At 72.1% G+C, this 22497-nt stretch carries 17 protein-coding genes; 8 read left to right on the top strand and 9 right to left on the bottom strand.

The window, feature by feature from the left end; genetic code table 11:
• Positions 1–70 precede the first annotated feature (70 nt).
• Both ABII15_RS25280 and ABII15_RS25285 read right to left on the bottom strand, forming a co-directional pair.
• Positions 71–961: an alpha/beta hydrolase gene (locus ABII15_RS25280; RefSeq protein ID WP_353944582.1), complete on the bottom strand. Its 891-nt coding sequence runs from the start codon at positions 959–961 to the stop codon at positions 71–73.
• A gap of 97 nt (positions 962–1058) precedes the next feature.
• Complete coding sequence (locus ABII15_RS25285) at positions 1059–3389, bottom strand: DEAD/DEAH box helicase (protein WP_353944583.1); 2331 nt, start codon at positions 3387–3389, stop codon at positions 1059–1061.
• 526 nt (positions 3390–3915) lie between these two features.
• Between ABII15_RS25285 and ABII15_RS25290 the strand changes: the two genes are divergently transcribed.
• A complete protein-coding gene (locus ABII15_RS25290) occupies positions 3916–4683 on the top strand; it encodes a ferritin-like fold-containing protein (protein ID WP_353944584.1) in 768 nt (255 codons plus the stop codon).
• 24 nt (positions 4684–4707) lie between these two features.
• Here the strand turns inward: ABII15_RS25290 and ABII15_RS25295 are convergent, their stop codons facing one another.
• The 4 genes from ABII15_RS25295 to ABII15_RS25310 all read right to left on the bottom strand — a co-directional run bounded on the left by ABII15_RS25295 (position 4708) and on the right by ABII15_RS25310 (position 6621).
• Positions 4708–4980, bottom strand: a complete 273-nt coding sequence (locus ABII15_RS25295; protein WP_353944585.1) for a hypothetical protein — start codon at positions 4978–4980, stop codon at positions 4708–4710.
• Positions 4981–5160: 180 nt separating this feature from the next.
• On the bottom strand, positions 5161–5388 hold the full coding sequence (locus ABII15_RS25300) for a DUF3107 domain-containing protein (RefSeq protein ID WP_181512665.1): 228 nt from the start codon (positions 5386–5388) through the stop codon (positions 5161–5163).
• 155 nt (positions 5389–5543) lie between these two features.
• Positions 5544–6185 carry a TetR/AcrR family transcriptional regulator gene (locus ABII15_RS25305; RefSeq protein ID WP_353944586.1) on the bottom strand — a complete coding sequence of 214 codons (642 nt, stop codon included), beginning with the start codon at positions 6183–6185 and terminating at the stop codon, positions 5544–5546.
• Between the two features lie 217 nt (positions 6186–6402).
• On the bottom strand, positions 6403–6621 hold the full coding sequence (locus ABII15_RS25310; protein WP_353944587.1) for a hypothetical protein: 219 nt from the start codon (positions 6619–6621) through the stop codon (positions 6403–6405).
• 218 nt (positions 6622–6839) lie between these two features.
• Here ABII15_RS25310 and ABII15_RS25315 point away from each other — a divergent pair, with 218 nt between their 5' ends.
• The 7 genes from ABII15_RS25315 to moeZ all read left to right on the top strand — a co-directional run bounded on the left by ABII15_RS25315 (position 6840) and on the right by moeZ (position 16187).
• The gene (locus tag ABII15_RS25315; RefSeq protein ID WP_353944588.1) at positions 6840–7910 is read left to right on the top strand and encodes an alpha/beta hydrolase; all 1071 of its coding nucleotides are present in this window, start codon (positions 6840–6842) and stop codon (positions 7908–7910) included.
• Positions 7907–9334 (top strand): DUF3152 domain-containing protein, encoded by a 1428-nt coding sequence (locus ABII15_RS25320; protein WP_353947192.1) that lies wholly within the window; start codon positions 7907–7909, stop codon positions 9332–9334. Before ABII15_RS25315 ends, ABII15_RS25320 begins: the two co-directional genes overlap by 4 nt.
• Positions 9335–9534: 200 nt before the next feature.
• Positions 9535–11385 carry a DUF3492 domain-containing protein gene (locus tag ABII15_RS25325; protein ID WP_353944589.1) on the top strand — a complete coding sequence of 617 codons (1851 nt, stop codon included), beginning with the start codon at positions 9535–9537 and terminating at the stop codon, positions 11383–11385.
• The gene (locus tag ABII15_RS25330) at positions 11382–12860 is read left to right on the top strand and encodes a hypothetical protein (RefSeq protein ID WP_353944590.1); all 1479 of its coding nucleotides are present in this window, start codon (positions 11382–11384) and stop codon (positions 12858–12860) included. The genes ABII15_RS25325 and ABII15_RS25330 overlap by 4 nt, the downstream gene beginning before the upstream one ends.
• Before the next feature lie 370 nt (positions 12861–13230).
• A complete protein-coding gene (locus ABII15_RS25335; protein ID WP_353944591.1) occupies positions 13231–14199 on the top strand; it encodes an NAD-dependent epimerase/dehydratase family protein in 969 nt (322 codons plus the stop codon).
• Positions 14187–14936 (top strand): spherulation-specific family 4 protein, encoded by a 750-nt coding sequence (locus ABII15_RS25340; protein WP_353944592.1) that lies wholly within the window; start codon positions 14187–14189, stop codon positions 14934–14936. Before ABII15_RS25335 ends, ABII15_RS25340 begins: the two co-directional genes overlap by 13 nt.
• Before the next feature lie 72 nt (positions 14937–15008).
• On the top strand, positions 15009–16187 hold the full coding sequence (gene moeZ, locus ABII15_RS25345) for an adenylyltransferase/sulfurtransferase MoeZ (RefSeq protein ID WP_353944593.1): 1179 nt from the start codon (positions 15009–15011) through the stop codon (positions 16185–16187).
• 100 nt (positions 16188–16287) lie between these two features.
• Here the strand turns inward: moeZ and ABII15_RS25350 are convergent, their stop codons facing one another.
• The 3 genes from ABII15_RS25350 to ABII15_RS25360 form a co-directional block, all read right to left on the bottom strand.
• On the bottom strand, positions 16288–17904 hold the full coding sequence (locus ABII15_RS25350; RefSeq protein ID WP_353944594.1) for an alpha/beta hydrolase: 1617 nt from the start codon (positions 17902–17904) through the stop codon (positions 16288–16290).
• 141 nt (positions 17905–18045) lie between these two features.
• Entirely contained in the window at positions 18046–19593 is a 1548-nt protein-coding gene (locus ABII15_RS25355; RefSeq protein ID WP_353944595.1) for an alpha/beta hydrolase, read from the bottom strand.
• 96 nt (positions 19594–19689) lie between these two features.
• The gene (locus tag ABII15_RS25360; RefSeq protein WP_353944596.1) at positions 19690–22458 is read right to left on the bottom strand and encodes a lysylphosphatidylglycerol synthase transmembrane domain-containing protein; all 2769 of its coding nucleotides are present in this window, start codon (positions 22456–22458) and stop codon (positions 19690–19692) included.
• Positions 22459–22497: the final 39 nt, after the last annotated feature.

A 22497-nucleotide genomic window follows, 5' to 3' on the forward strand; every position in this document is an offset into this window, starting at 1 on the left:
TATATGGGTACAACGGGTTGCCCCCTGCAAACATTCCCTACGCTAAAGAAATTTTTCGAGAAACTAATTACTAGCTAGTAGCGCGTCGGGTCGTGCGCGGAGAGTGACGGCCCCAGAAGGCCGCGAGGGCCGCGGCGGTCTCCAGCGGGCGGTCGGTGTTGGGGGAGTGCTCGGCCCCGGTGATCACGGACCGCTCGGCGCCGAGGCGCCGCGCCATGTCGTCGAGCAGCGGCACGGGCCAGGTGTCGTCGCGCTCGCCCGACAGGACGTGCACCGGCGGCGCGAGCGCGGCCAGCTCCGCGACCCGGTCCGGCTCGGTGCACAGCTGGCGGCCGGTGGCGATGAGCTGCGCCGGGCTGTTCCGCATCCAGCGCCGCCGCAGGTCGTCCCGGGCGTCGGCGCCGCGCACGTCGGCCACGTCGTCGGCGGCGTCCAGGGCCTGGATCGCCTCCCAGACCTCCGCCATGCCCAGGGTGGCCAGTGCGCCCTGGAGCAGCTTCACGCGCTGCTGCTGGGGCTCGGTCACGGCGGCCGGGCCCGACGCCATCAGGGTCAGGGACGCGAACGGCGCCGGATCCGCGATGACCGCCGCCCGCGCGACGAGCCCACCGAGCGAGTGCCCCAGCAGATGCACCCGCGAGGCGTCGAGCGCCGCCGCCTGGGCGAGCACGTCCTGGGCCAACTCGGCCTGCGCGTAAGGGGTTTCGTCGTCCGCAGGGCCGGGCGTCTCGTACTGCCCGCGCCCGTCGACGGCCACGGTGCGGTAGCCGGCCGCGCCCAGCGGGCCGTGCAGCGCGATGAAGTCCTCCTTGCTGCCGGTGAACCCGGGAAGGAGCAGCACGGTGCCGCGCACGGACCCCGACTCCGGCTCCCCGACGAGGGCGGCGAACTCGCCCCTCTCGGTGGCCAGTCGGAGCGCACGGGTGCCGGACGGTGGGGTGAAGGTCGCGGGCCTGCTCATGCGGTGAGATTACGTCGAACGCCGCACCGGGGCGACAGAGCGAAGGCCCGGGCTCCGCGCGATGCGGAACCCGGGCCTGCTGCTACCGATGTGCTGCTCAGGCCTCGGGGGCCTCGACGGCGGCCACGGCCTTCTTGCGGGTCCGGCGCGGCTTGGCCTCGGCGGCGGGTGCGGCCTCGACCGTCTCCGTGACGGGCTCGGCCTTCTTGCGGGTGCGGGTCCGCGCGGGCTTGGCCTCGACGGCCTCCGCCGTGTCGACGGCCGCCACGGCCTTCTTCCGCGTGCGACGCGGCTTGGCCTCCGGGGTCGCCTCCGCGGCCTCGACCGTCTCGGTGACGGGCTCGGCCTTCTTGCGGGTGCGGGTCCGCGCGGGCTTGGCCTCGACGGCCTCCGCCGTGTCGACGGCGGCCACGGCCTTCTTGCGGGTGCGGCGCGGCTTGGCCTCGGCCTCGACGGGGGCGGCCTCGGCCTCGACGGGGGCCGCCGCTGCCTTCTTGCGCGTGCGGGTGGCGGGCTTGGCCTCGACGGCCTCGGCCGTGTCGACGGCGGCCACGGCCTTCTTGCGGGTGCGGCGCGGCTTGGTCTCCGGGGTCGCCTCCGCGGTCTCGACCGTCTCGGTGACCGGCTCGGCCTTCTTGCGGGTGCGGGTCCGCGCGGGCTTGGCCTCAACGGCCTCCGGGGTCTCGACGGTGGCCTCCACCGTGTCGACGACCGCCTCCGCCTTCTTCCGCGTACGGGTACGGGCACGAGCGGGCTTCGCCTCGAGCTCCGCGACGGGCGCGGCGGCCTCGACCGGCTCCACCGACAGCGCCGGCTCGACCGCGGCGTCCGCGGCCTCCGCCTTCTTGCGCGTACGACGACGCGGCTTGGCGGGAGCCTCGGCCTCGATCACCGGAGCGACAGCTTCGACGACGGCCTCGGCGGTCTCGACAACGGCCTCGGCGGCGGCCGGAGCGACGGCGGCGGCGTTGCCGCGGGTGCGGCGGCGACGGCGCGGGGTGCGCGGCTCGGCCGGCGCGGAGGAGTCCTCGGCGACCGGGCTGACGGGAGCGGCCGTGGTGGCCGCCGCCGTGGTCTGCGCGGAGACCGGCTCGCCGTTGCGGGTGCGACGGCGGCGGCGCGGCGTACGGGCGGAACGCTCACGCTCCTGCTCGCGGCCCTGGTCCCGGTCGCGACGGTCGCGGTCCTGCGACGGACGGCCGCCCCGGCCACCGCGCGGCGAAGCGCCACGGCCACCGGTCTCGCCCAGGTCCTCGATCTCCTCGGCGTCGAGCCCGGCGCGCGTGCGCTCCGAACGCGGCAGCACACCCTTGGTGCCGGCCGGGATGGACAGCTCCTCGTACAGGTGCGGGGAGGACGAGTACGTCTCGACCGGGTCGTTGAAGGTCAGGTCGAGAGCCTTGTTGATCAGCTGCCAGCGCGGGATGTCGTCCCAGTCGACCAGCGTGATCGCGATGCCCTTCTTGCCCGCGCGGCCGGTGCGGCCGATGCGGTGGAGGTACGTCTTCTCGTCCTCGGGCGACTGGTAGTTGATGACGTGCGTCACGCCCTCGACGTCGATGCCGCGGGCGGCGACGTCGGTGCAGACCAGCACGTCCACCTTGCCGTTGCGGAACGCGCGCAGCGCCTGCTCGCGCGCGCCCTGGCCCAGGTCGCCGTGGACCGCGCCGGAGGCGAAACCGCGCCGCTTGAGCTGGTCGGCGATGTCGGCGGCCGTCCGCTTCGTCCGGCAGAAGATCATCGCGAGTCCGCGGCCGTCGGCCTGGAGGATGCGCGCGACCATCTCGGGCTTGTCCATGTTGTGCGCGCGGTACACGTGCTGCGCGATGTTCCGCACGGTCGCGCCCTCGTCGTCCGGCGACGTGGCGCGGATGTGCGTGGGCTGCGACATGTAACGGCGGGCCAGGCCGATGACGGCGCCCGGCATGGTCGCCGAGAACAGCATCGTCTGACGCTTCGCCGGCAGCATGTTGATGATCTTCTCGACGTCGGGCAGGAAGCCCAGGTCGAGCATCTCGTCGGCCTCGTCGAGGACGAGCGCCTTCACGTGCGACAGGTTCAGCTTCTTCTGGCCGGCGAGGTCGAGCAGCCGCCCCGGGGTGCCGACGATCACGTCGACGCCCTTCTTGAGGGCCTCGACCTGAGGCTCGTAGGCGCGACCGCCATATATGGCGAGGACGCGGACATTGCGCACCTTGCCGGCGGTGAGGAGGTCATTGGTCACCTGCTGGCACAGCTCGCGCGTGGGAACGACGACGAGGGCCTGCGGGGTGTCGGTGAGCTGCTCGGGCGTGGCCCGGCCGGCCTCGACGTCCGCGGGGACGGTGACGCGCTCCAGGAGCGGCAGACCGAAACCGAGGGTCTTGCCCGTGCCGGTCTTGGCCTGGCCGATGACGTCCGTGCCGGAGAGGGCGACGGGGAGGGTCATCTCCTGGATGGGAAAGGGATTGATGATGCCGACTGCCTCAAGGGCCTCTGCCGTCTCGGGGAGAATGCCGAGCTGACGGAATGTCGAAGTCTGCGTAGTCAGGGTGTTGCCTCTTCTGTGAGGTGCGGTGCGAGGCGAACGCGGGGGTCTTGACCGTGCCAGTGCCGTGCCTTTGGTACGCCGGTCCTGATCCGCTGCTGCGGTGGACCGGGTGGCGCGGGACCACTGCCGACGCTCGAGCGCTCGTGCCGCTGAGGGCCCCTCCTCGATCCGTACGCCTCGTGACGTACGACCCGGAGGGCTGTCGGGTCGGAGCCGATCGGGCCACCGACCGGGCATCCTCATTCGTGCGGCCCGTCGCATGAATGTGCAAACGCCATTGCGATGTGGGGGCAAAGCGCCTTGCACTCGGCGGGCTCTTTACCACCATACCCCGGAAACGCGCATGTGCGATGGCCGATTTGGTCACGTAGCCGTCGTCACACTCATTGACCAGGGACTTCCCCGCGACGGTGAGCGGGCTATTGTGCGCTTCATGGAGACGCCTGACAACGCCACGCCCGCCAGTGAAGCGACCGACGCAGCGACCGACGCTCCGACGGGGATCGCCGCCCAGGACTGGGCCACCGCGTCCGCGGACGAGAACTACCGCGCCGCCGTCGTCGACCTGCTCGGCGCGCTGGCGTACGGCGAGCTCGCGGCCTTCGAGCGGTTGGCCGAGGACGCCAAGCTGGCGCCGACGCTCGCCGACAAGGCGGAGCTGGCGAAGATGGCCTCCGCCGAGTTCCACCACTTCGAGCAGTTGCGCGACCGGCTCGCCGCGGTCGGCGCCGAGCCCACCGCCGCCATGGACCCCTTTGTCGGCGCCCTCGACGGCTTCCACAAGCAGACCGCCCCGTCGGACTGGCTGGAGGGCCTGGTCAAGGCGTACGTGGGTGACTCGATCGCCTCCGACTTCTACCGGGAGGTCGCGGCCCGGCTCGACTCGGACACCCGTGAGCTGGTGCTCGCCGTGCTCGACGACACCGGGCACGCGTCCTTCGCCGTCGAGAAGGTGCGGGCCGCCATCGAGGCCGAGCCGCGCGTCGGCGGCCGGCTCGCGCTGTGGGCGCGGCGGCTGATGGGCGAGGCCCTGTCGCAGTCCCAGCGGGTGGTCGCCGACCGCGACGCCCTGTCGACCATGCTGGTCGGGGGCGTCGCCGACGGCTTCGACCTGGCCGAGGTCGGCCGGATGTTCTCGCGGATCACCGAGGCGCACACCAAGCGGATGGCTGCCCTCGGACTCGCCGCCTAGCGGCTCCCGCGGCGGCGGCCTCGCTCAGGCCGACGTCGTGAGCCGGTGCGCTCTGCTTCGGGTGGGGCGCAGCAGCAGTGACAGCAGGGCCACCGCCATCACGATCGAGCCGCCGAGCGTGGCCAGCTCATGGCCGGACCCCAGCGACGTGTGCGTGACGAACGCCCCGAACAGGGCGCCGACGATCCCGGTCGCCAGCACCAGCCTGCGCGACGGCAGGCGGTGCGGCAGACGGCTGCTCGCGGCCCAGGCGAGGGCCAGACCGAGCAGTGCGGATCCAAGAGCTTCCAGAAGCATGGAGAGGGTCCCTCCCGCGCGGCCAGTAGGTGCAAATCGGTCCTAGCCGGTCTACCCCTGGTACCCGGAACGCAACCCTCCCTGTGTGCTTCGGCTGTGCCCGCGCTGTGCGTGTCCGAGAACGCGGAAGGGGCCCGACAGCATCACGCTGTCGGGCCCCTTCCCTTGCTCGTCCCCGCTCTACAGAGGGCCGAAGCCCACCTTCCGCACCGCGGGCTCGCCCAGCTCCACATAGGCGAGACGGTCGGCCGGGACCAGGACCTTGCGGCCCTTCTCGTCCGTCAGGGAAAGCAGCTGCGCCTTGCCGGACAGCGCCGCGGACACCGCGCCCTCGACCTCCTCGGCGGACTGGCCGCTCTCCAGAACGATCTCGCGGGGCGTGTGCAGCACGCCGATCTTGACCTCCACGGCCTTGTCCCTCCGACGATCCGTGATGCGCGCGGTCTACCGCGCCGTACGCAGCACAGATTAGCCCGCCCGGCCGACGCACCCGGTGTCCCGGCCGCACGCCAAGAGCGAACAGCGGACCGGGAACAAAACGGGGCGGTGGGCGACCACTCGGATCAGGAGTGCTCCGTGCCGTGCAGCGGGAACCCCGCGATACCGCGCCAGGCCAGCGAGCTGAGCAGCTGCACCGCCTTGTCGCGGGGCACCGGACTCTCGCTGGACAGCCAGTAGCGCGCCACGACCTGAGAGACACCGCCGAGCCCCACGGCGAGCAGCATCGACTCGTCCTTGGACAGACCGGTGTCCTCGGCGATGACGTCCGAGATCGCCTCGGCGCACTGCAGGCTGACCCGGTCGACGCGCTCGCGCACCGCCGGCTCGTTCGTCAGGTCCGACTCGAAGACGAGGCGGAACGCGCCGCCCTCGTCCTGGACGTACGCGAAATAGGCGTCCATGGTCGCCTGCACGCGCTGCTTGTTGTCCGACGTCGACGCGAGCGCCGTGCGCACCGACTGCAGCAGGGACTCGCAGTGCTGGTCGAGCAGGGCGAGGTAGAGCTCCAGCTTGCCCGGGAAGTGCTGGTAGAGGACCGGCTTGCTGACACCGGCGCGCTCGGCGATGTCGTCCATCGCGGCCGCGTGGTACCCCTGCGCGACGAACACTTCCTGTGCCGCGCCCAGAAGTTGATTGCGTCGGGCACGGCGCGGCAGGCGTGTGCCCTTGGGGCGCGCTGCCTCCGTCTGCTCGATGGCTGTCACGCCGCCTCCCAATTATCGTCCGTGTACTGCGGTGTGCGCCGCGCCGTCATCGTACTTTTGGGTAACCAGGATGTGCGCGGTGCGAGCGCAGAATTTCACGGACCGGACGTCTGTGAAAGCCGCTCCTAGCGGCCCTGCGGTAGCAAAGTGGCGCATACCGATGGGTGGGGCGACGGGCGCGACGGGCGTGCGGTCGGCACCATCGGTGCCGGTGAGGTCACCGATAGTCGTCCTCGTCGAGGGCCACCACCCGCGCCTGCTCCGCCCGGTCCGCCTCGTCGGCGCCGTCAGGGTCGGCCGGATCGACCGGCATGTCGTCCTGCTCGGGGGTCAGCTCGACCGACTGCTCGGCGGCGTCGGCCTCCGGCTCCTCCACGCCGATCTCCGCGGGCCGGTTGTCTGTGAATGTTCCGGGATCGCTCGGGTCGACCGTCATCGGTGGCTCCCTTCCTCACTGGTTCGTGCGTGGGCGGGTGCCCTGTATCGAGCGTAGGAGACACCCGATCGGGGCGCTATGCGATCTGTCGCCGTAGCTCATTCCCGCGTCGTGCCCCGGATTCCCCACGGGGAAGAGAAGGCTTTGGGGAGAGCTGTGCGGGATCTGTGACGGCGAACACACGCTCCTCAGTGTGATCACCTCGTAACATATGCCGCATGCCTTCGACCGATTCGCCGCGTGTGCCTCCCGCCGTCGCCGCCGTGGCGCCCAAGCCGGGTGCCGTTCAGGTCGCGGAGGGCGAGAGACTGCGCTCGGTCGGTCTGCCGGGGATGACGCTGACGATCCGGTCGCGGCCGGGGACGCGGGAAGGACTGCCGCCCGCGCTGTACGTCCATGGTCTCGGCGGTTCCTCGCAGAACTGGTCGGCGCTGATGCCGCGCCTCGAGGACGTCGTCGACGGCGAGGCCGTCGACCTGCCCGGCTTCGGCGACTCGCCGCCACCGGACGACGGCAACTACTCGGTGACCGGCCACGCGCGCGCGGTCATCCGCTATCTCGACACCGAGCGGCGCGGCCCTGTGCACCTCTTCGGGAACTCGCTGGGCGGCGCCGTCGCCACCCGGGTCGCCGCCGTGCGCCCCGATCTCGTCCGCACGCTGACCCTGGTGTCGCCGGCGCTCCCGGAGATCCGGGTCCAGCGCACCGCCCTGCCGACCGGACTGCTCGCCGTGCCCGGAGTGGCCGCGCTCTTCACCCGTCTCACCAAGGAGTGGACGGCCGAGCAGCGCGTGAGCGGCGTCATGGCCCTCTGCTACGGCGACCCGAACCGCGTCACGGAGGAGGGCCTGCGGGCCGCGGTCGAGGAGATGGAACGGCGGCTGAGACTCCCGTACTTCTGGGACGCGATGGCCCGCTCCGCGCGCGGGATCGTGAACGCGTACACCCTCGGTGGCCAGCACGGTCTGTGGCGACAGGCGGCCCGTGTGCTCGCGCCGACATTGCTCGTCTACGGTGGACGGGACCAGCTCGTCTCCTACCGGATGGCGGCGCGTGCGGCGCGCACCTTCCGGGAGTCGCGCCTCCTCACGCTCCCCGACGCGGGGCACGTCGCGATGATGGAGTATCCGGACGCGGTCGCCACGGCGTTCCGGGAACTCCTCGCGGACGCCGAGGCGTTGAACGAGACGCGCGTGACGGGGGAGCGGAGCGGGTCCGTGCCGGACGAGGCACGTGAGGCGCAGGACGCGCCGGACAGTACGACACACCGATCGACGTTGGGGAGCTGAGGCGGCGAGTGGGACGGCACAGCCGCCGAGGGCCGGCAGACAACGGCGACACCGCCGACATACCAGTACCACCCGAGCTCCGCAGTCCGCCGCAGGCGGGCCCGGGCTCCGGGCGCCGCCGCAGGGACACCGCCACGGAGGGCGCGGAGGGCGTCACCGAGACCGCTCCCCGTACGCCCGCGCGACCGGGTGGCCCGTCCGCGCGCGGCGGCCACCCCGAGCAGCGGGAGTCGGGCGGCGGCTGGGGCGACCCCAAATCCGTCGCAGGGACGCGGACCGGTGCGGCGCGGAGTGACACGCGGGGCGAGTCCAGGACTCCGTCGCGGGCGACGGCCACACCGGCGGCAGGGACGCCGACCGTGCCGCATCCGCGATCGGGCCTGGGGCGGCCCCGCCAGGAGTACGTCGACGCGTTCGACGCGTTCGACACCTCCGGGCGCCGGGGTCCGTACACCTCCGTCACCGACTGGGACACCGACACCGACACCGACGCCGATCGTGACGTCGACGAGGCTCCCGAGGCGGATGCCTCGGGCGCTGGCGCGGGCCCGGACGGGACCGCTTCGGCCGGCGCGGGCACGGACGGCGGGCGGGAGAAGCGCGGCAAGGGACTCACCTTCACCGGTATCGCCGCCGCGGCCGTGACCACCGTGCTCGCCGTCGTCGTCGCGGGCCAGGTCGCCGACGGGCACGGCGGATCGTCCGGCGATCCCTCGGCGAAGTCGGCGGACGGCTCGCGCGTCCACGACGACTCCGCGTCCCGCTCGGACGACCGGGCGACGCCGTCGCGGACCGCGCAGGCCGCCCCGGCGACGTACGACCAGAAAATGGCGAAGAAGTACCCGCTCGCGGCCGACCTGAAGGCCTCGGGGAAGTTCGACGCGGTCGGCGGTTTCGACAAGGCACCGGGCAGCGGGCAGAAGTTCCGCTACCGCGTCGACGTGGAGAAGGGGCTCGGGCTCGACGGCGCGCTGTTCGCGCAGGCCGTGCAGAAGACCCTGAACGACAAGCGGAGCTGGGCCCACGACAACGCCCGCACCTTCGAGCGGATCTCCTCCGGCAAGCCGGACTTCGTGATCACGCTGGCCAGCCCGGGGACCACCGCGGACTGGTGTGCGAAGTCGGGACTCGACACCACCGAGGACAACGTGTCGTGCGACTCGGCCGCCACCGATCGCGTGATGATCAACGCCTATCGGTGGGCACAGGGCTCGAAGACGTACGACAAGGTGCTCCACGGCAGCGCCATCCACCCCTACCGGCAGATGCTCATCAACCACGAGGTCGGGCACCGGCTCGGCTTCAACCACGTCACCTGCTCGCAGGACGGCGCGCTCGCGCCCGTGATGCAGCAGCAGACCAAGTTCCTGACCTTCGACGGGATCACCTGCAAGCCCAACCCCTGGGCCTACCCCAACGCCTGACGCTTCGTGGCGTTGCGTAGCCGGATGATCTCTTAGCGCGACAGAACGTCACGCGCACGCGAAAGTTACGCCCGTTCACCCCTTTTGGTGGCGCGATGGACAACCGTCCATCGCGCCACCGGCATGTCCGCATACGTTCGTCCCGCTGCGAGCCGCCGACCCAACGGCGGCTCCCCATACGGGAGATCGGGGGTGTACTCGTGCGTATCGGACTGCTGACAGAGGGTGGCTATCCGTATGTGAGCGGTGAGGCCAGACTCTGGTGCGACCGGCTCGTGCGCGGGCTCGAGCAGCACGAGTTCGACATCTACGCGCTCAGCCGCAGCCAGGAGCAGGAGGACGCGGGCTGGCTCGAACTGCCCCCGCAGGTCGGCCTGGTGCGGACCGCGCCGCTGTGGACGGCGCGGACGGGAACCGGTGACGACGGGGCGTGCGGCGGCGCACTCGGGCGGCGCGCCCGGCGCCGGTTCGCCGCCCTCTACGCGGAGCTGGCCGAGGCCGTGATCGGCGGACCCGACGAGGCGGACCGTTTCGCCAGCGCGCTGTACGGGCTGGCCGAACTCGCCAGGGACGAGGGCGGACTGGGACCCGCGCTGCGCTCCGAGACCGCCGTGCGCATCCTGGAGCGCGCCTGTCGCGCGCCGGGCGCCCGGCGCGCCGCCCGGGGAGCCCGGGTGCCCGACCTGCTCGCCTTCGCGGCAGAGGTCGAGTGCGCGCTGCGCCCCCTCTCCCTCGACTGGTACGACGACGCGTCCGGCGGATCCGGTGGCGGTGGGCTCGGCGCCGTCGACCTCTGCCACGCCACGTCAGGCGGGTCCGCGGCCCTGCCCGGCCTGATCGCCAAGCGGTTCCACGGCGTACCGCTGCTCGTCACCGAGTACGGGGTGCGGCTGCGGGCCCGCTACATCGCGGCGGGCGACGCCGAGTTGAGTGCGCCGGTGCGCGCGCTCCTCGCCGCCTTCCACGGCCGGCTCGCCGCCGAGGTCTACCGGCAGGCCGCCGTCATCACCCCCGGCAATGCCCACGCCAGGCGCTGGCAGGAACGGTGCGGCGCCGACCGCGCCAAACTGCGCACCGTCCACCCCGGCATGGAGGCGTCCCGCTTCGCCGAGGTCGGCGAGCGCGAGGAGCCGGGGGAGCCGGACACCCTGGTCTGGGTCGGCCGGATCGATCCGTCCAAGGACCTCATCTCCCTGCTCCACGCCTTCGCCGAGGTCCGCAAGGAGGAGCCGGGGGCCCGCCTGCGCATCGTGGGGGCGATGCCGACGGACTCGGGTTCCGGCTCCGGCTCCGGTGAGGGCCGGGAGGCCGAGGCCTATCTCGGGCACTGCAAGGCCCTGGCCGCGCAGCTCTTCCCCGACGAGGCGACGGGCCTCCATGCCATGGGCGAGAACCCGGTCTCCTTCGAGGAACTCGGCGCCCCCGAGGCCCCCGGTCTCGCCGAGGTCTACGGCTCCGGCAGCGTCGTCGTCCTCTCCAGCGTCGTCGAAGGCTTTCCGATCAGTCTGGTCGAGGCCATGTTCTGCGGGCGCGCCACGGTGTCGACCGACGTGGGCGCCGTCGTCGAGGTGATCGGCGGTACCGGTCTCGTGGTGCCCCCGCGCAACCCGCGCGCCCTCGCCGAGGCCTGTGTGGCCCTTCTGCGCGACTCCGACCGCCGCGAGCGACTCGGCGCCGCCGCCCGGGCGCGAGCCCTGGAGCTCTTCACCGTCGAGCAGAACGTCACGGCATTTCGCGGCATTTACCTGGAGATCGTCTCGCACTGCCCGGTGCGCCGGGAGGCCGTGGACGACGCCGGTGAACCCCGCCCGTTCGCCCACCCGCCCGAGGCCCATGTGCCGGGGAGATGGACGGCACCCGCCGCCGGCGGCATCGGCGGCACCTGGCTCGCCGGGCGCTCGTCCGGTGCGGGCGCGCCGAGCTGGGCGTCCGCTTCCGGTGACAGCCGTGACAGCCGTGACAGCCGTGACGGCGATGGCGGCGGTGGCGGCGGTGGTGGGCGCGAGGAGTTGGCCGGAGTGACGCGTGGCCGCGGGGAGGGAGACGCATGAGCAGCGACAGCTTCGACGGCGGCCGGGGTGGCCGCGGCGGTGGCAGCGGTGTCGGCGCGGATGTGCCTCGGGTGCCGGTGGGCGCCGGGGCCTGGGGGAGCAGTTCGGAAGAGGCGCTGGCGCTGACCGTCACCGAGCCTGCCGGACCCGATACCGATGCCGTCTCCGATGCCGATGCCCTCGATCCGCTGGACGCCCTCGACGCGGACCTGCTGCACGAGTCCGGGGCGTGGCGGAAGGAGGCCGGCACGGAGCAGGCCCGACCGACCCAGGGGGCTGGCCGGGACGGCCGGGCCGATGACAGGCCCGGCGCCGCGCCCCGCGCCCCGCACGCCGAAGACACCGCGGGAACCGCGTCCCGACCCGCCAACTCCCGCACAGCGCAACGCCGTTCCGGAGTCGACCCCGTCAAGGTCCTGATGCACCGCCATCGCGACCTGTGCGAGCGCGCCGTCGACCCGCTGGAGATCGCGGCCGGCCTGGAGGCGCACGGCCTGACCGACCGGGCCGCCGCCCGCTACCGGCACAAGGACGTGTTCTCCCTCGCCGAGGAGATGTACGCGCGCATGCCGAGGGACGGCGAACCGGACGCACCGGCCGCCGCCACCCCCGCCCCGGCCATCGGAGTGCGCGGCGCGTGGGCCGGGCTCGCCCTGCTGCCGGGCGCCGTCTGCGCCCTCGCCCTGCTCGCCCTGAACGTCACGACGGGCACCGCGCACCTGGCCGTCGCGCTCACCGGCGCCCTCGCCGTCGCCGCCGCCCTGCGCACGACCCTGCGACACGGGCCCCTGCGCATCGGCGTCCGCCCGCCCGCGCCCGCGACCCGGCTGTGGGTCTGGGCGCTCCTGCTCTACGCGACCTTCGGCGACGGACTCCTGAACGCCGCGCTGACCGGGGGTCCCGACGGTGCCTGGGCCCCCGCCGCCCCACCGCTCCTCGCGCTCGCCGTCGCCGTGGCGCCCGCGACCTGGTGCGCCCGGCTCTTCGCCACCGGGGCCCGCCGCCGCCTCGCCACCAGCCGCGGCCTCGCCGAATTCACCTCCTCCGTCAGGCCTCTGCTGCTCGGCTGCGTGCTGCTGTTCGCCGTCGCTCTCTGCGCGCTCCTCGGCACGGCCGGCGCCCTGATCGACCAGGACGCCCAGGGCGTGGACTACGCCGGAGCGTGCGCCCTGGGCGTCCTGCTGCTGCTCGCCCGGCTGCTCTCCGCGCACGGCCGCACCCACGCGCCGACCGTGGTGCTCGGCGTGGCGGCCGGTGCCGAGATCCTCACCGTCGCCACTGTTTTCGCCGCGCGACTGCCGGGGTGCGCCGCCCTCGGCACTCCCGTGGAGAGCGCGGTCGACGCGGCCGGCGTGGGCGTGGTGCCCGGCACGGTCTGTGCCGTGGCCGCCCTCGCGCTGCTGGTCCATGCCACGCGGACCCTCACCCGCGCCTCCGCCCACGCGAGCACCGACAGTCGGGCGAGCGCCCCATGACCACCACAGGCACCACCCGTGCCGCGACCGGACGCGCCCTGCACCCGCGCGCACCGCACGCGGCATAAGACCCACCCCACTCCCGCGGGGCCGACACCGCGGGCCCATTCGTCGACTCTCAGCAACATCCGTAAGGAGAACGCCAGATGACCACCCCTCCTCCCGGAGGCACCGGATACGCCGGATACTCCGGACCTCATGGGCTGCGCGGCACCCACGGGCAGCACGCGACGCGCGTCGGACGCGCCCCGCGGACGGCGTGCACGGCCGGCACCGAGCACGCGGCGCGCGGGGCACACCCGATGCGCTCGGTGACCCCGGTGCACCCGGCGCCCGCGTCGCTCCCGGCGCGAACCCTGGGAGGCGTCCGATGAGGGTCCTGCTGATCGGAGCCAACGGGTACATCGGCCGCTTCGTCGCCGACCGGCTGCTCGCCGACCCCGCCGTGCAGCTCACCGCGCTCGGCCGGGGCGACGACGCCGACGTCCGCTTCGACCTCGCCACCGGCAGCCCGGGCGCGCTCACCCGCTTCCTGGACGCCGTCCACCCCGGAGTGGTCATCAACTGCGCGGGCGCCACCCGCGGCGGTGCCCGCGATCTCACCCGGCACAACACCGTCGCCGTCGCCACCGTCTGCGAGGCACTGCGCCGCAGCGGCTGCGGCGCCCGCCTGGTGCAGATCGGCTGTGGCGCCGAGTACGGGCCCTCGCAGCCCGGCTCGTCCACCGCGGAGGACGCGGTGCCCCGGCCCGGCGGCCCGTACGGCGTCAGCAAGCTCGCCGCCACCGAGCTCGTCCTCGGCTCCGGCCTCGACGCCGTCGTCCTGCGCGTCTTCTCGCCCGCGGGACCGGGCACCCCGGCGGGATCCCCGCTCGGCCGGCTCGCCGAGGCGATGCGCCGCGCCATGCAGGCGGGCGACGGCGAACTGAAGCTCGGAGGCCTCGGCGCACAGCGCGACTTCATCGACGTGCGCGACGTGGCACGCGCCGTGCACGCCGCCTCGCTCTCCGCCGCGCAGGGCGTCATCAACATCGGCTCGGGCCGTGCCGTGCGGCTGCGCGACGCCGCCGCCGTGCTCGCCCGGGTCGCCGGCTTCGGCGGCGCCCTCCACGAACTGGACGCACCGCCGATGGGCGTCCGTACCTCCGTCGGCCACCCGCGCACCGAATCCGACCACGGGATGCACAGCCCGCCGGCCGCGTACCCGTACCCGGACGGCTGCGGAAGCTGGCAGCAGGCCGACGTCCGCACCGCCCGCGACCGGCTCGGGTGGCGTCCCCGCATCAACCTCGAAGAGTCCCTCGCCGACATCTGGATGGAGGCGGCATGCCGTATCTGACCCCCACCACGACCGGCCAGTCCAGCACCGACGTACGCCTCGGCTTCGGGATCCCGGGCTTCGCCCACCCCCTCGTCGCCCCGGCGGAATGGGCCGAACTCACCCGCCCCGCGACCCCTTTGCACTGGGTCGTCCTGAATGTCGCGCGCGGCCCGGGGGCCCGCCCCGACCCGCACTGCCTCGCGGCCGTGGGCCGGCTCCGCAACGCGGGCGTGCGTGTCCTTGGTCACGTGGACGCCACCTACGGCGCCCGCTCCTTCGGCGAGATCGTCTCCGACGCCCACCGCTTCCTCGACTGGTACCAGGTCGACGGGTTCCTGCTCGACCGGTGTCCCACCGAGCGGGTCGCCCTGCCCGAGATCCGGCGCACGGTGACGACCCTGCGCGCGCTCGTCGACGACGCGTACATCGTGCTCGGCCACGGCACCCACCCGTATCCCGGATACGCGGAATCCGCCGAGCAGTTGGTGACGTTCACCGGGCCCTGGAGCGACTACCGGTGGTCCCAGGTCGCGGAGTGGACCGCGGAGTACCCGCCCCAGAAGTTCTGCCACTTCGTCCACGGCATGCCGCGCGGGCATCTGGAGGAGGCGCTGCGCATCGCCCGCTGGCAGGGTGCGGGCACCATCTACTTCACCGACCGGACGGATCGCGGCGGTCTCACCGACCCCTGGGAGACGATGCCCGGGTACTGGGACGAGATCGTCTCGCGGATCGGACCTGGTGTCTCGGAATGAAGTCGGGCGTGGCAGTGTTACAGACGGAACAACCGTACGTAGATACCGACCAGCTGCATTAATGAGGTCTCCGTGTCGCTGCCACCCCTGGTCGAGCCAGCTGCTGAGCTCACCGTCGACGAGGTCCGCCGGTACTCCCGCCACCTGATCATCCCGGACGTCGGGATGGACGGGCAGAAGCGGCTGAAGAACGCCAAGGTGCTCTGTGTGGGCGCCGGCGGCCTCGGATCGCCGGCGCTGATGTACCTCGCCGCGGCGGGCGTCGGCACGCTCGGCATCGTGGAGTTCGACGAGGTCGACGAGTCGAACCTGCAGCGCCAGATCATCCACAGCCAGGCCGACATCGGCCGCTCGAAGGCCGAGTCCGCGAAGGACTCCGTCCTCGGCATCAACCCGTACGTGAACGTGATCCTGCACGAAGAGCGGCTCGAGGCCGACAACGTGATGGACATCTTCAGCCAGTACGACCTGATCGTCGACGGCACGGACAACTTCGCGACGCGCTACCTCGTCAACGACGCGTGCGTGCTGCTCAACAAGCCCTACGTGTGGGGTTCCATCTACCGCTTCGACGGCCAGGCCTCGGTCTTCTGGTCCGAGCACGGGCCGTGCTACCGCTGCCTGTACCCGGAGCCCCCGCCGCCCGGCATGGTCCCCTCCTGCGCCGAGGGCGGCGTCCTGGGCGTGCTGTGCGCGTCCATCGGCTCCATCCAGGTCACCGAGGCGATCAAGGTCCTCGCCGGGGTCGGCGACCCGCTCGTCGGCCGCCTGATGATCTACGACGCCCTGGAGATGCAGTACCGCCAGGTGAAGGTCCGCAAGGACCCCAACTGCGCGGTCTGCGGCGAGAACCCGACCGTCACCGAGCTCATCGACTACGAGGCCTTCTGCGGCGTCGTGTCGGAGGAGGCCCAGGAGGCGGCGGCCGGTTCGACGATCACTCCCAAGCAGCTCAAGGAGTGGATCGACGACGACGAGAACATCGAGATCATCGACGTCCGCGAGCCGAACGAGTACGAGATCGTCTCCATCCCCGGCGCCAAGCTGATCCCGAAGAACGAGTTCCTCATGGGGACCGCTCTCGAGGGCCTGCCGCAGGACAAGAAGATCGTCTTGCATTGCAAGACGGGTGTCCGCAGTGCGGAAGTCCTCGCCGTCCTGAAGTCCGCGGGCTTCTCGGACGCCGTGCACGTCGGCGGCGGCGTCATCGGCTGGGTCAACCAGATCGAGCCGGACAAGCCGGTCTACTAGCCGCACCGCCGGGCCACAGCCCGGAGCAGACTGTCCCGGACGGGCCCCGCGCACCACGCGCGGGGCCCGTCCGGCATGCCGGGGCCGTGCGCGCCGCGCGTCAGGAGCACACCCTGCCGTCGCGCGGTATTCGCCCCTCCAGCAGATACGCGTTCACCGTCGTGTCGACGCAGGCACTGCCGGAGCCGTACGCGCCGTGCCCCTCGCCCTTCCACGTCAGCTCCACGCCGACCCCCTTGCCCAGCTCGTCCGCCATCTTGCGGGCCCCTTCGTAGGGCGTGGCCGGGTCGCCCGTATTGCCGACGACGAGCACCGGCGCCGCGCCCGGCGCGCTCACCTCCGGGTCGTCCCACAGCCCCGGCACCGGCCAGTCGTGGCACCACCCCGCCGTGTCCCAGGCCATGGCCTCCCCGAAGACCGGCGAGATCGCACGGAACCTCGCCAGCAGGGACTTGGCCCGTGCCGCCGTCGGCCGGTCCTTGTCGTCCCGGCACGAGATCGCGCGCTGGGCGTGGGTCGTCGTGCCGTAATGCCCCTTGGAATCACGGGCGTTGTAGGAGTCGGCCAGCGCGAGCAGCGTCGTGCCGTCACCTCTGTCCGCCTCGCGCAGGCCCCGGGTGAGTGCCGGCCAACTCGCTTTGCTGTAAAGGGTGTCGAGGACGCCGGTGGTCGCCAGTGACTCGGTCAGCTCGCGGCCGCTCGCGGTGGGCAGTGGTTTCGCGTCGAGCCGCTCGAAGAGTGCCGAGACCTTGCGCGAGCCCGCTTTCGGATCGAGGCCACGGGACGTGAAGTAGTCGTCGAGCGCCCGCTGGAACCCGCGTGCCTGGTTCTCGGAGTGGCCCACCGTGCCGACCGTCGGGTCGACGACCGCGTCCAGGGTGAGCCGGCCGACCTTTCCGGGGAACAGGTGGGCGTACACGCCGCCGAGTTCGGTGCCGTACGAGAAGCCCATGTAGTGCAGCTCGTCGTCGCCCAGGACCTGGCGCATCAGGTCCATGTCGCGGGCCGCCTCGATGGTCGACACATGATTGAGCAGGTCCTTGGCCTGTCGCGCGCAGCCCTTGCCGAAGTCGGCGGCGTCCTTGAAGTAGGCGGACTCCTCCGCGGCGGTGTCCGGGGTGGGGTCGACGGCCTCGGCGGCCTGCACCTTCCTGTCGCTTCGACAGCGCACCCCGTGGCTCGCTCCGGTGCCGCGCGGGTCGAAGCTCACCAAGTCGTAGCGCGCCCGCAGCTTCGTGTACTGGGGAGCGAAGGCCGGGAGCCGGTCGACACCGGAGCCGCCAGGCCCGCCGAAGTTGAACAACAGGGAGCCGATGCGCTCCGCGCCGGAGCCCTGGGACCTGGCCCGGATGAGGGCGAGACCGATCGTCCGTCCCGTCGGCCGGGCGTAGTCGAGCGGGACCTTGAGCGTCGTGCACTGCCAGTCGGAGCCGGGGGCGGGCGTGCTCGCGGTTCCCCGGCAGCGGCCCCAGCGCAGCCGCTGACCGGTGAGCGCGGCCGGCAGCGCGGGCAGTGCGTCGGCGCGGGGCGTGGCGTCGGCGGACCGCGAGGCGCCGGTCCGCGGCGACGACCGCAACGGCTTCGGCGCGCTGTCACCGTCTCCCGCCGAGTCGCTGCAGGCGGTGATCAGCCCGGCCGTCAGCAGGACGGCCGTGATCAGACCGAGCGCGCGGACCGTCGGCCCTGCGCCTGTATGCGTACGTGTACGTGCGCGCACACGCGAATCCTCCGGCGCCATGGGCACCTCCCCCGTCAACTGCCCCCGTTCGAGGAACAGTCAGGCCATCGTAGGAGGCCGTGCCGACGATCGCGTGAGCCTGTGGACAACTCCCGATTCAGCCTGTGGACAACTCGGCGATCATGAACAGACCGTTCCCTCGTTCGGTACCTTCCCGTCGAGGAGATAGCCGTCGACCGCGCTGTGCACACAGGAGTTGCCGCTGTCGTACGCCCCGTGGCCCTGGCCCTTGTACGTCAGCTCGACGCCCACGCCGTCGCCCAGCGCGTCGACCATCTTCTTCGCGCCCTCGTACGGGGTGGCCGGGTCGCCGGTGTTGCCGACGACGAGGATCGGCGCGGACCCGGACGCGCTCACATCGGGATGGTCGGCCGCCCCGTCGACGGCCCAGCCGGTGCAGCCGAGCATGCCCCAGGCCAGGTAGTCGCCGAACAGCGGGGAGGCCCTGCGGAACTCCGGGAGCTTCGCCTCGACGTCCTCTGCCGTGTAACGGGGCTTGTAGTCACCGCAGTTGATGGCCACGTTCGCGGCCTGCATGTTGCTGTACTTGCCGTCCTCGTTGCGTCCGTTCATCGAGTCGGACAACGCCATGAGGATCTTGCCGTCGCCGTCGTACGCCTGTTGCAGCCCCTCGGTGAGGTACTCCCAGAAGTCCTGTGAGTACAGGGACTGCGCGATCCCGTTGGTCGCCGCGGTCTGCGTCAGCTCGCGGGGGAAGATTCCCGGGATCGGCTTCTCCTCGAGTTCGTCGAGCAGCTTGGCGATCTTGTCCTTGACATCCTGCGGGGTGTCGCCGACCGGGCAGTCCTCGGCCTTGGACGTGCAGTCCTTCGCGTAGTTGTCCAGCGCGAGCTGGAAGCCCTCGGCCTGTCCGAGGGAGCTCTGCTCGGGGTTCTGGGTCGGGTCGACGACGCCGTCGAACACGGCGCGCCCCACGTTCTTGGGGAACAGGTGGGCGTACACGCCGCCGAGTTCGGTGCCGTACGAGATGCCGAAGTAGTGCAGCTTGTCGTCGCCGAGCACCTGGCGCATCAGGTCCATGTCGCGGGCCGCGTCGGTGGTGCGGACGTGGGGGAGGACCTTGCCGGAGTTCTTGTCGCAGGCGCCGTTGAACTTCTTGATGTTGTCGACGAGCGTCTGCGGTTCCTTCGTGTCGTCGGGCGTCGAGTCCTGCTCGAAGTACGTGTCGAGCTGGTCGTCGCTCTCGCACGTGACGCCCGCGCTGCGGCCCACTCCGCGCGGGTCGAAGCTGACCAGGTCGTAGCGCCTGCGCAGCTTCTCGTAGTCGGAGCCGAACGCCGGCAGGGTGGTGACGCCCGAGCCGCCGGGGCCGCCGAAGTTGAAGATCAGCGAGCCGATGCGCCGGTCCTCGCCGCCGCTGGACCTGGCGCGGATCAGCGCCAGGTCGATGGTGTCGCCCTTGGGGTCGTTCCAGTCGAGCGGCGCCTTCATGGTGGCGCACTGCCAGTCCGTGCCGCCCGGCAGCGGGGACGGGGAGGCGCCGCCGCCCTCGGACTCCGCCGGGGCCGGACAGTCCTTCCAGCTCAGCTTCTGGGACGGCAGATCCGCGTCGTCCTGCGAGTCGCCGCTGCACGCGGCCAGTGAGGCGGAGAGCAGGGCGGCGGTGACGGCCAGGGCTGCGGCGCGGGGCCGGGACGGAATGGGCATGCGTCCATCCTGCGGCGCGCAGGTGCGGGGCGCTCTTGCAGCGGGCTGTGCGGGTGAGGTCCGCGGCGCCGGGGCGGGTGCCCGGCGCCGAGCGGCCTACAGAGCGCCCTTGCGGGTCAGGTGGTTGAAGAACAGCCACCCGGGCAGGACCGGCAGCCACAGGGTGAGCAGCCGGTACAGGAGCACCGCGGGGGCGGCGACCTCCTTCGGGAGGCCGATCGCGATCAGACCGACCGTCAGCGTCGCCTCGACGGCGCCCACGCCGCCCGGGGTCGGCGCGGCCGAACCGAGCGCGTTGCCGGCCAGGAAGACGACCGCCACGCTGGCCAGGCTCAGGCTCGTGTTCTCGTCGCCGAAGGCCCGGATCGAGGCGTCCAGGCACATCACGAAGCAGGCCGTCAGCAGCAGCATGCCGCCGATGCCGGTGAGCAGCTTCCGCGGCCGCTGGAGCACGTCGAGCATGCGCGGCACGACACCGGCGAACAGCGACCTCACGCGCGTGACGACGAATTTCCGCAGGAAGGGGATCGACGTCACCACCAGGACGAGCACGGCGACCGTCAGCAGGCCGGCGATGACGGTCCGCGAGGGCGACAGGGAGGGCGTCTTCTCCGTCCCTGTGAGGTAGCCGAACGTCAGCAGCAGCAGGATGTGGCTGCACATGCCGAACAGCTGCGAGGCGCCGACGCTGGCGACCGCCAGGCCCGGACGTACTCCGGCCCGCTGGAGGAAGCGCGTGTTGAGCGCCACGCCGCCGACCGCCGCGGGCGCCACGATCTTCACGAACGACCCGGCGACCTGCGCGGCGACGGTCCGCATGAAGGGCACCCGTTCCGGGACGAAGCCCAGCAGGCTCATCGCCGCGGCCACGTAGCTGAGCGCGGAGAAGACCACCGCGAGCCCGACCCAGCCCCACTCGGCCTCGCTGACGATGGCACCGAAGTCGATGTGAGTGAGCTGCGACAGCAGGAAGTACGCGCCGATCGCACCGGCGATGAAACTGATCAGCGTGCGCGGCCTGATGCGCTCCAGGCGGGCCGGTTCGACCGGCGCCTGCGGCCTGATGCGGAGCACCTGATGGCGGATCTGGGTGAGCAGATCCTCCTCGCGGGCCTCGTCCAGGGCTTCGTCGAGGGCCCGCTTCTCGGACTTCTTCTCGGCCTTCTCGGACTTCTTCTCGGCCCGTACGGACTTCTTGGCGTCGATCTCGGCCTCGGCGTCGGACGCCTCCAGGCGGGCCTGCTTGGCCCGGTCGGACGCCTCCAGGACGGCCTCGCGCTCCCGCTGGGCGCGCTCGCGTCCCAGCCTGCGCAGCGTCGCCCTGGTGGAGCGGGTGAGGGCGATCGGCTGCAGCAGCGGCAGACAGTCGGCGACGGGGTCGGGACCGAGGACGCCCACCGCGGAGGCGACCGCCCGCTCGGCACCCACCCGCAGGCCCAGCGTGGTGACCAGCTGCGCGATGTCCATGCGCAGCACCAGTTCACCGGCCGCGATCTCGCCGCCGCGCAGATCCGTGAGGATCACCTTGCCGGAACGATCCACCAGAATCGCGTCGCCCGCGAGCCGCCGGTGCGCGATCCGCCGTGACTGGAGCGACTGCACCTGGTGCCAGGTGTCGCGCAGCAGATCGTCGGTGATCTCCTCGTCCGGGATCGCGTCGAGGGAACGGCCGCCGATGTGCTCGTAGACGAGCATCACGGCGTCGGGGCCCAGCTCGGACGTGGCGATCAGCTTCGGGGCGTTCGCCCCCGCGGAGATCGCCGCGTAGGCGAGCAGCGCCTCCTGCTCCAGCGCCTGGCGCAGCGACTGCAGGCTGCGGCGCTGGGTGATGCCGCGCAGCGTCAGCCGCCGCCACACGCGGTAGAAGAAGCCCTGGGCCTGCTGTTCCCGGTCGACCACGGTGACGTCGAGCGGTGGGCCGTCCTCCAGGGTGACGAAGTAGCGCCGGCCCCGGTCGCCGTTCTCCGTGGTGCCCTCGTGCGCCTCTTCGCGGGAGGCGCTGACGGGGTGGAAGCCGACGTGGCGCAGGCCCGCGAGGAGCGTCTGCCCGGTGGGCCGCACATTGGGGGAGCCGACCGCGTAGAGCGTGCCGTAGGCGACGGTCCAGCCGATGAGGATCGTCAGGATGATCGAGAACGGTGTGGTGTAGCCGGTGACCAGCATCGTGAACGCGTCGAGCAGCAGGACCACCCACAGCACGACACGCCATCGTGGTCTTCGGGACATGCCCACGGCCGTCATATAGGCGATGACGGGTGCCAGATAGCCGTGCACCGGGTCCGTGAGCGCGTGGATGTCGCTCGGGGACACCTTCGTGAGCGCGTCCTGGATGGACTGGGGCGCCGCCTTGGCGACCCACAGATCCGTGGCGAGCGTCACTCCGTGGGCGAGGACCGCGGCGAGCACACCGTCGGCGATCCGCAGCCCGTCACGTTTGATGAGCCGCTCGATGGCGAACGCCACCGGCACCAGCAGGATGGCGATGCTCGACGCGAACCCGGCGAACTTGGTCAGCAGGTCGGGTGCCTGCTCGGTGCCCTTGTTGATGTCCTGGGCGAAACCCGTCGTCGTGGCGTGCGCGAACGCGGCGATGGCCAGCAGCACCGCGACCGCCAGCACACCCGCGAGCAGGCGCATGAGGTCGGACGGGCGGTGCACGCGCGCGGGGAGCAGCGGTTCGTCGCCGTCGACCCGCTCCGCGTGCGCGTCCCCGTCGACGCAGTCCGGGTCGTGCAGCGGCTGCTCGTGCTTGGTCTCGGTGGCCTTGTCGGCCGTTTCCTCAGGGCGCGCCGGTGCCACAGAAGTGCCCTCCGCCTTGTCGGGGTGCACGTTCTGCTCCGTCGTCTCTTCTTGATCTCGTATCACCAGTCACCGCCCGCACGATGGTGGCATGTCCCATGGCCG

Origin of the sequence: Streptomyces sp. HUAS MG91, from assembly GCF_040529335.1 — a bacterium.
In the GTDB taxonomy this organism is placed as follows: domain Bacteria; phylum Actinomycetota; class Actinomycetes; order Streptomycetales; family Streptomycetaceae; genus Streptomyces; species Streptomyces tabacisoli.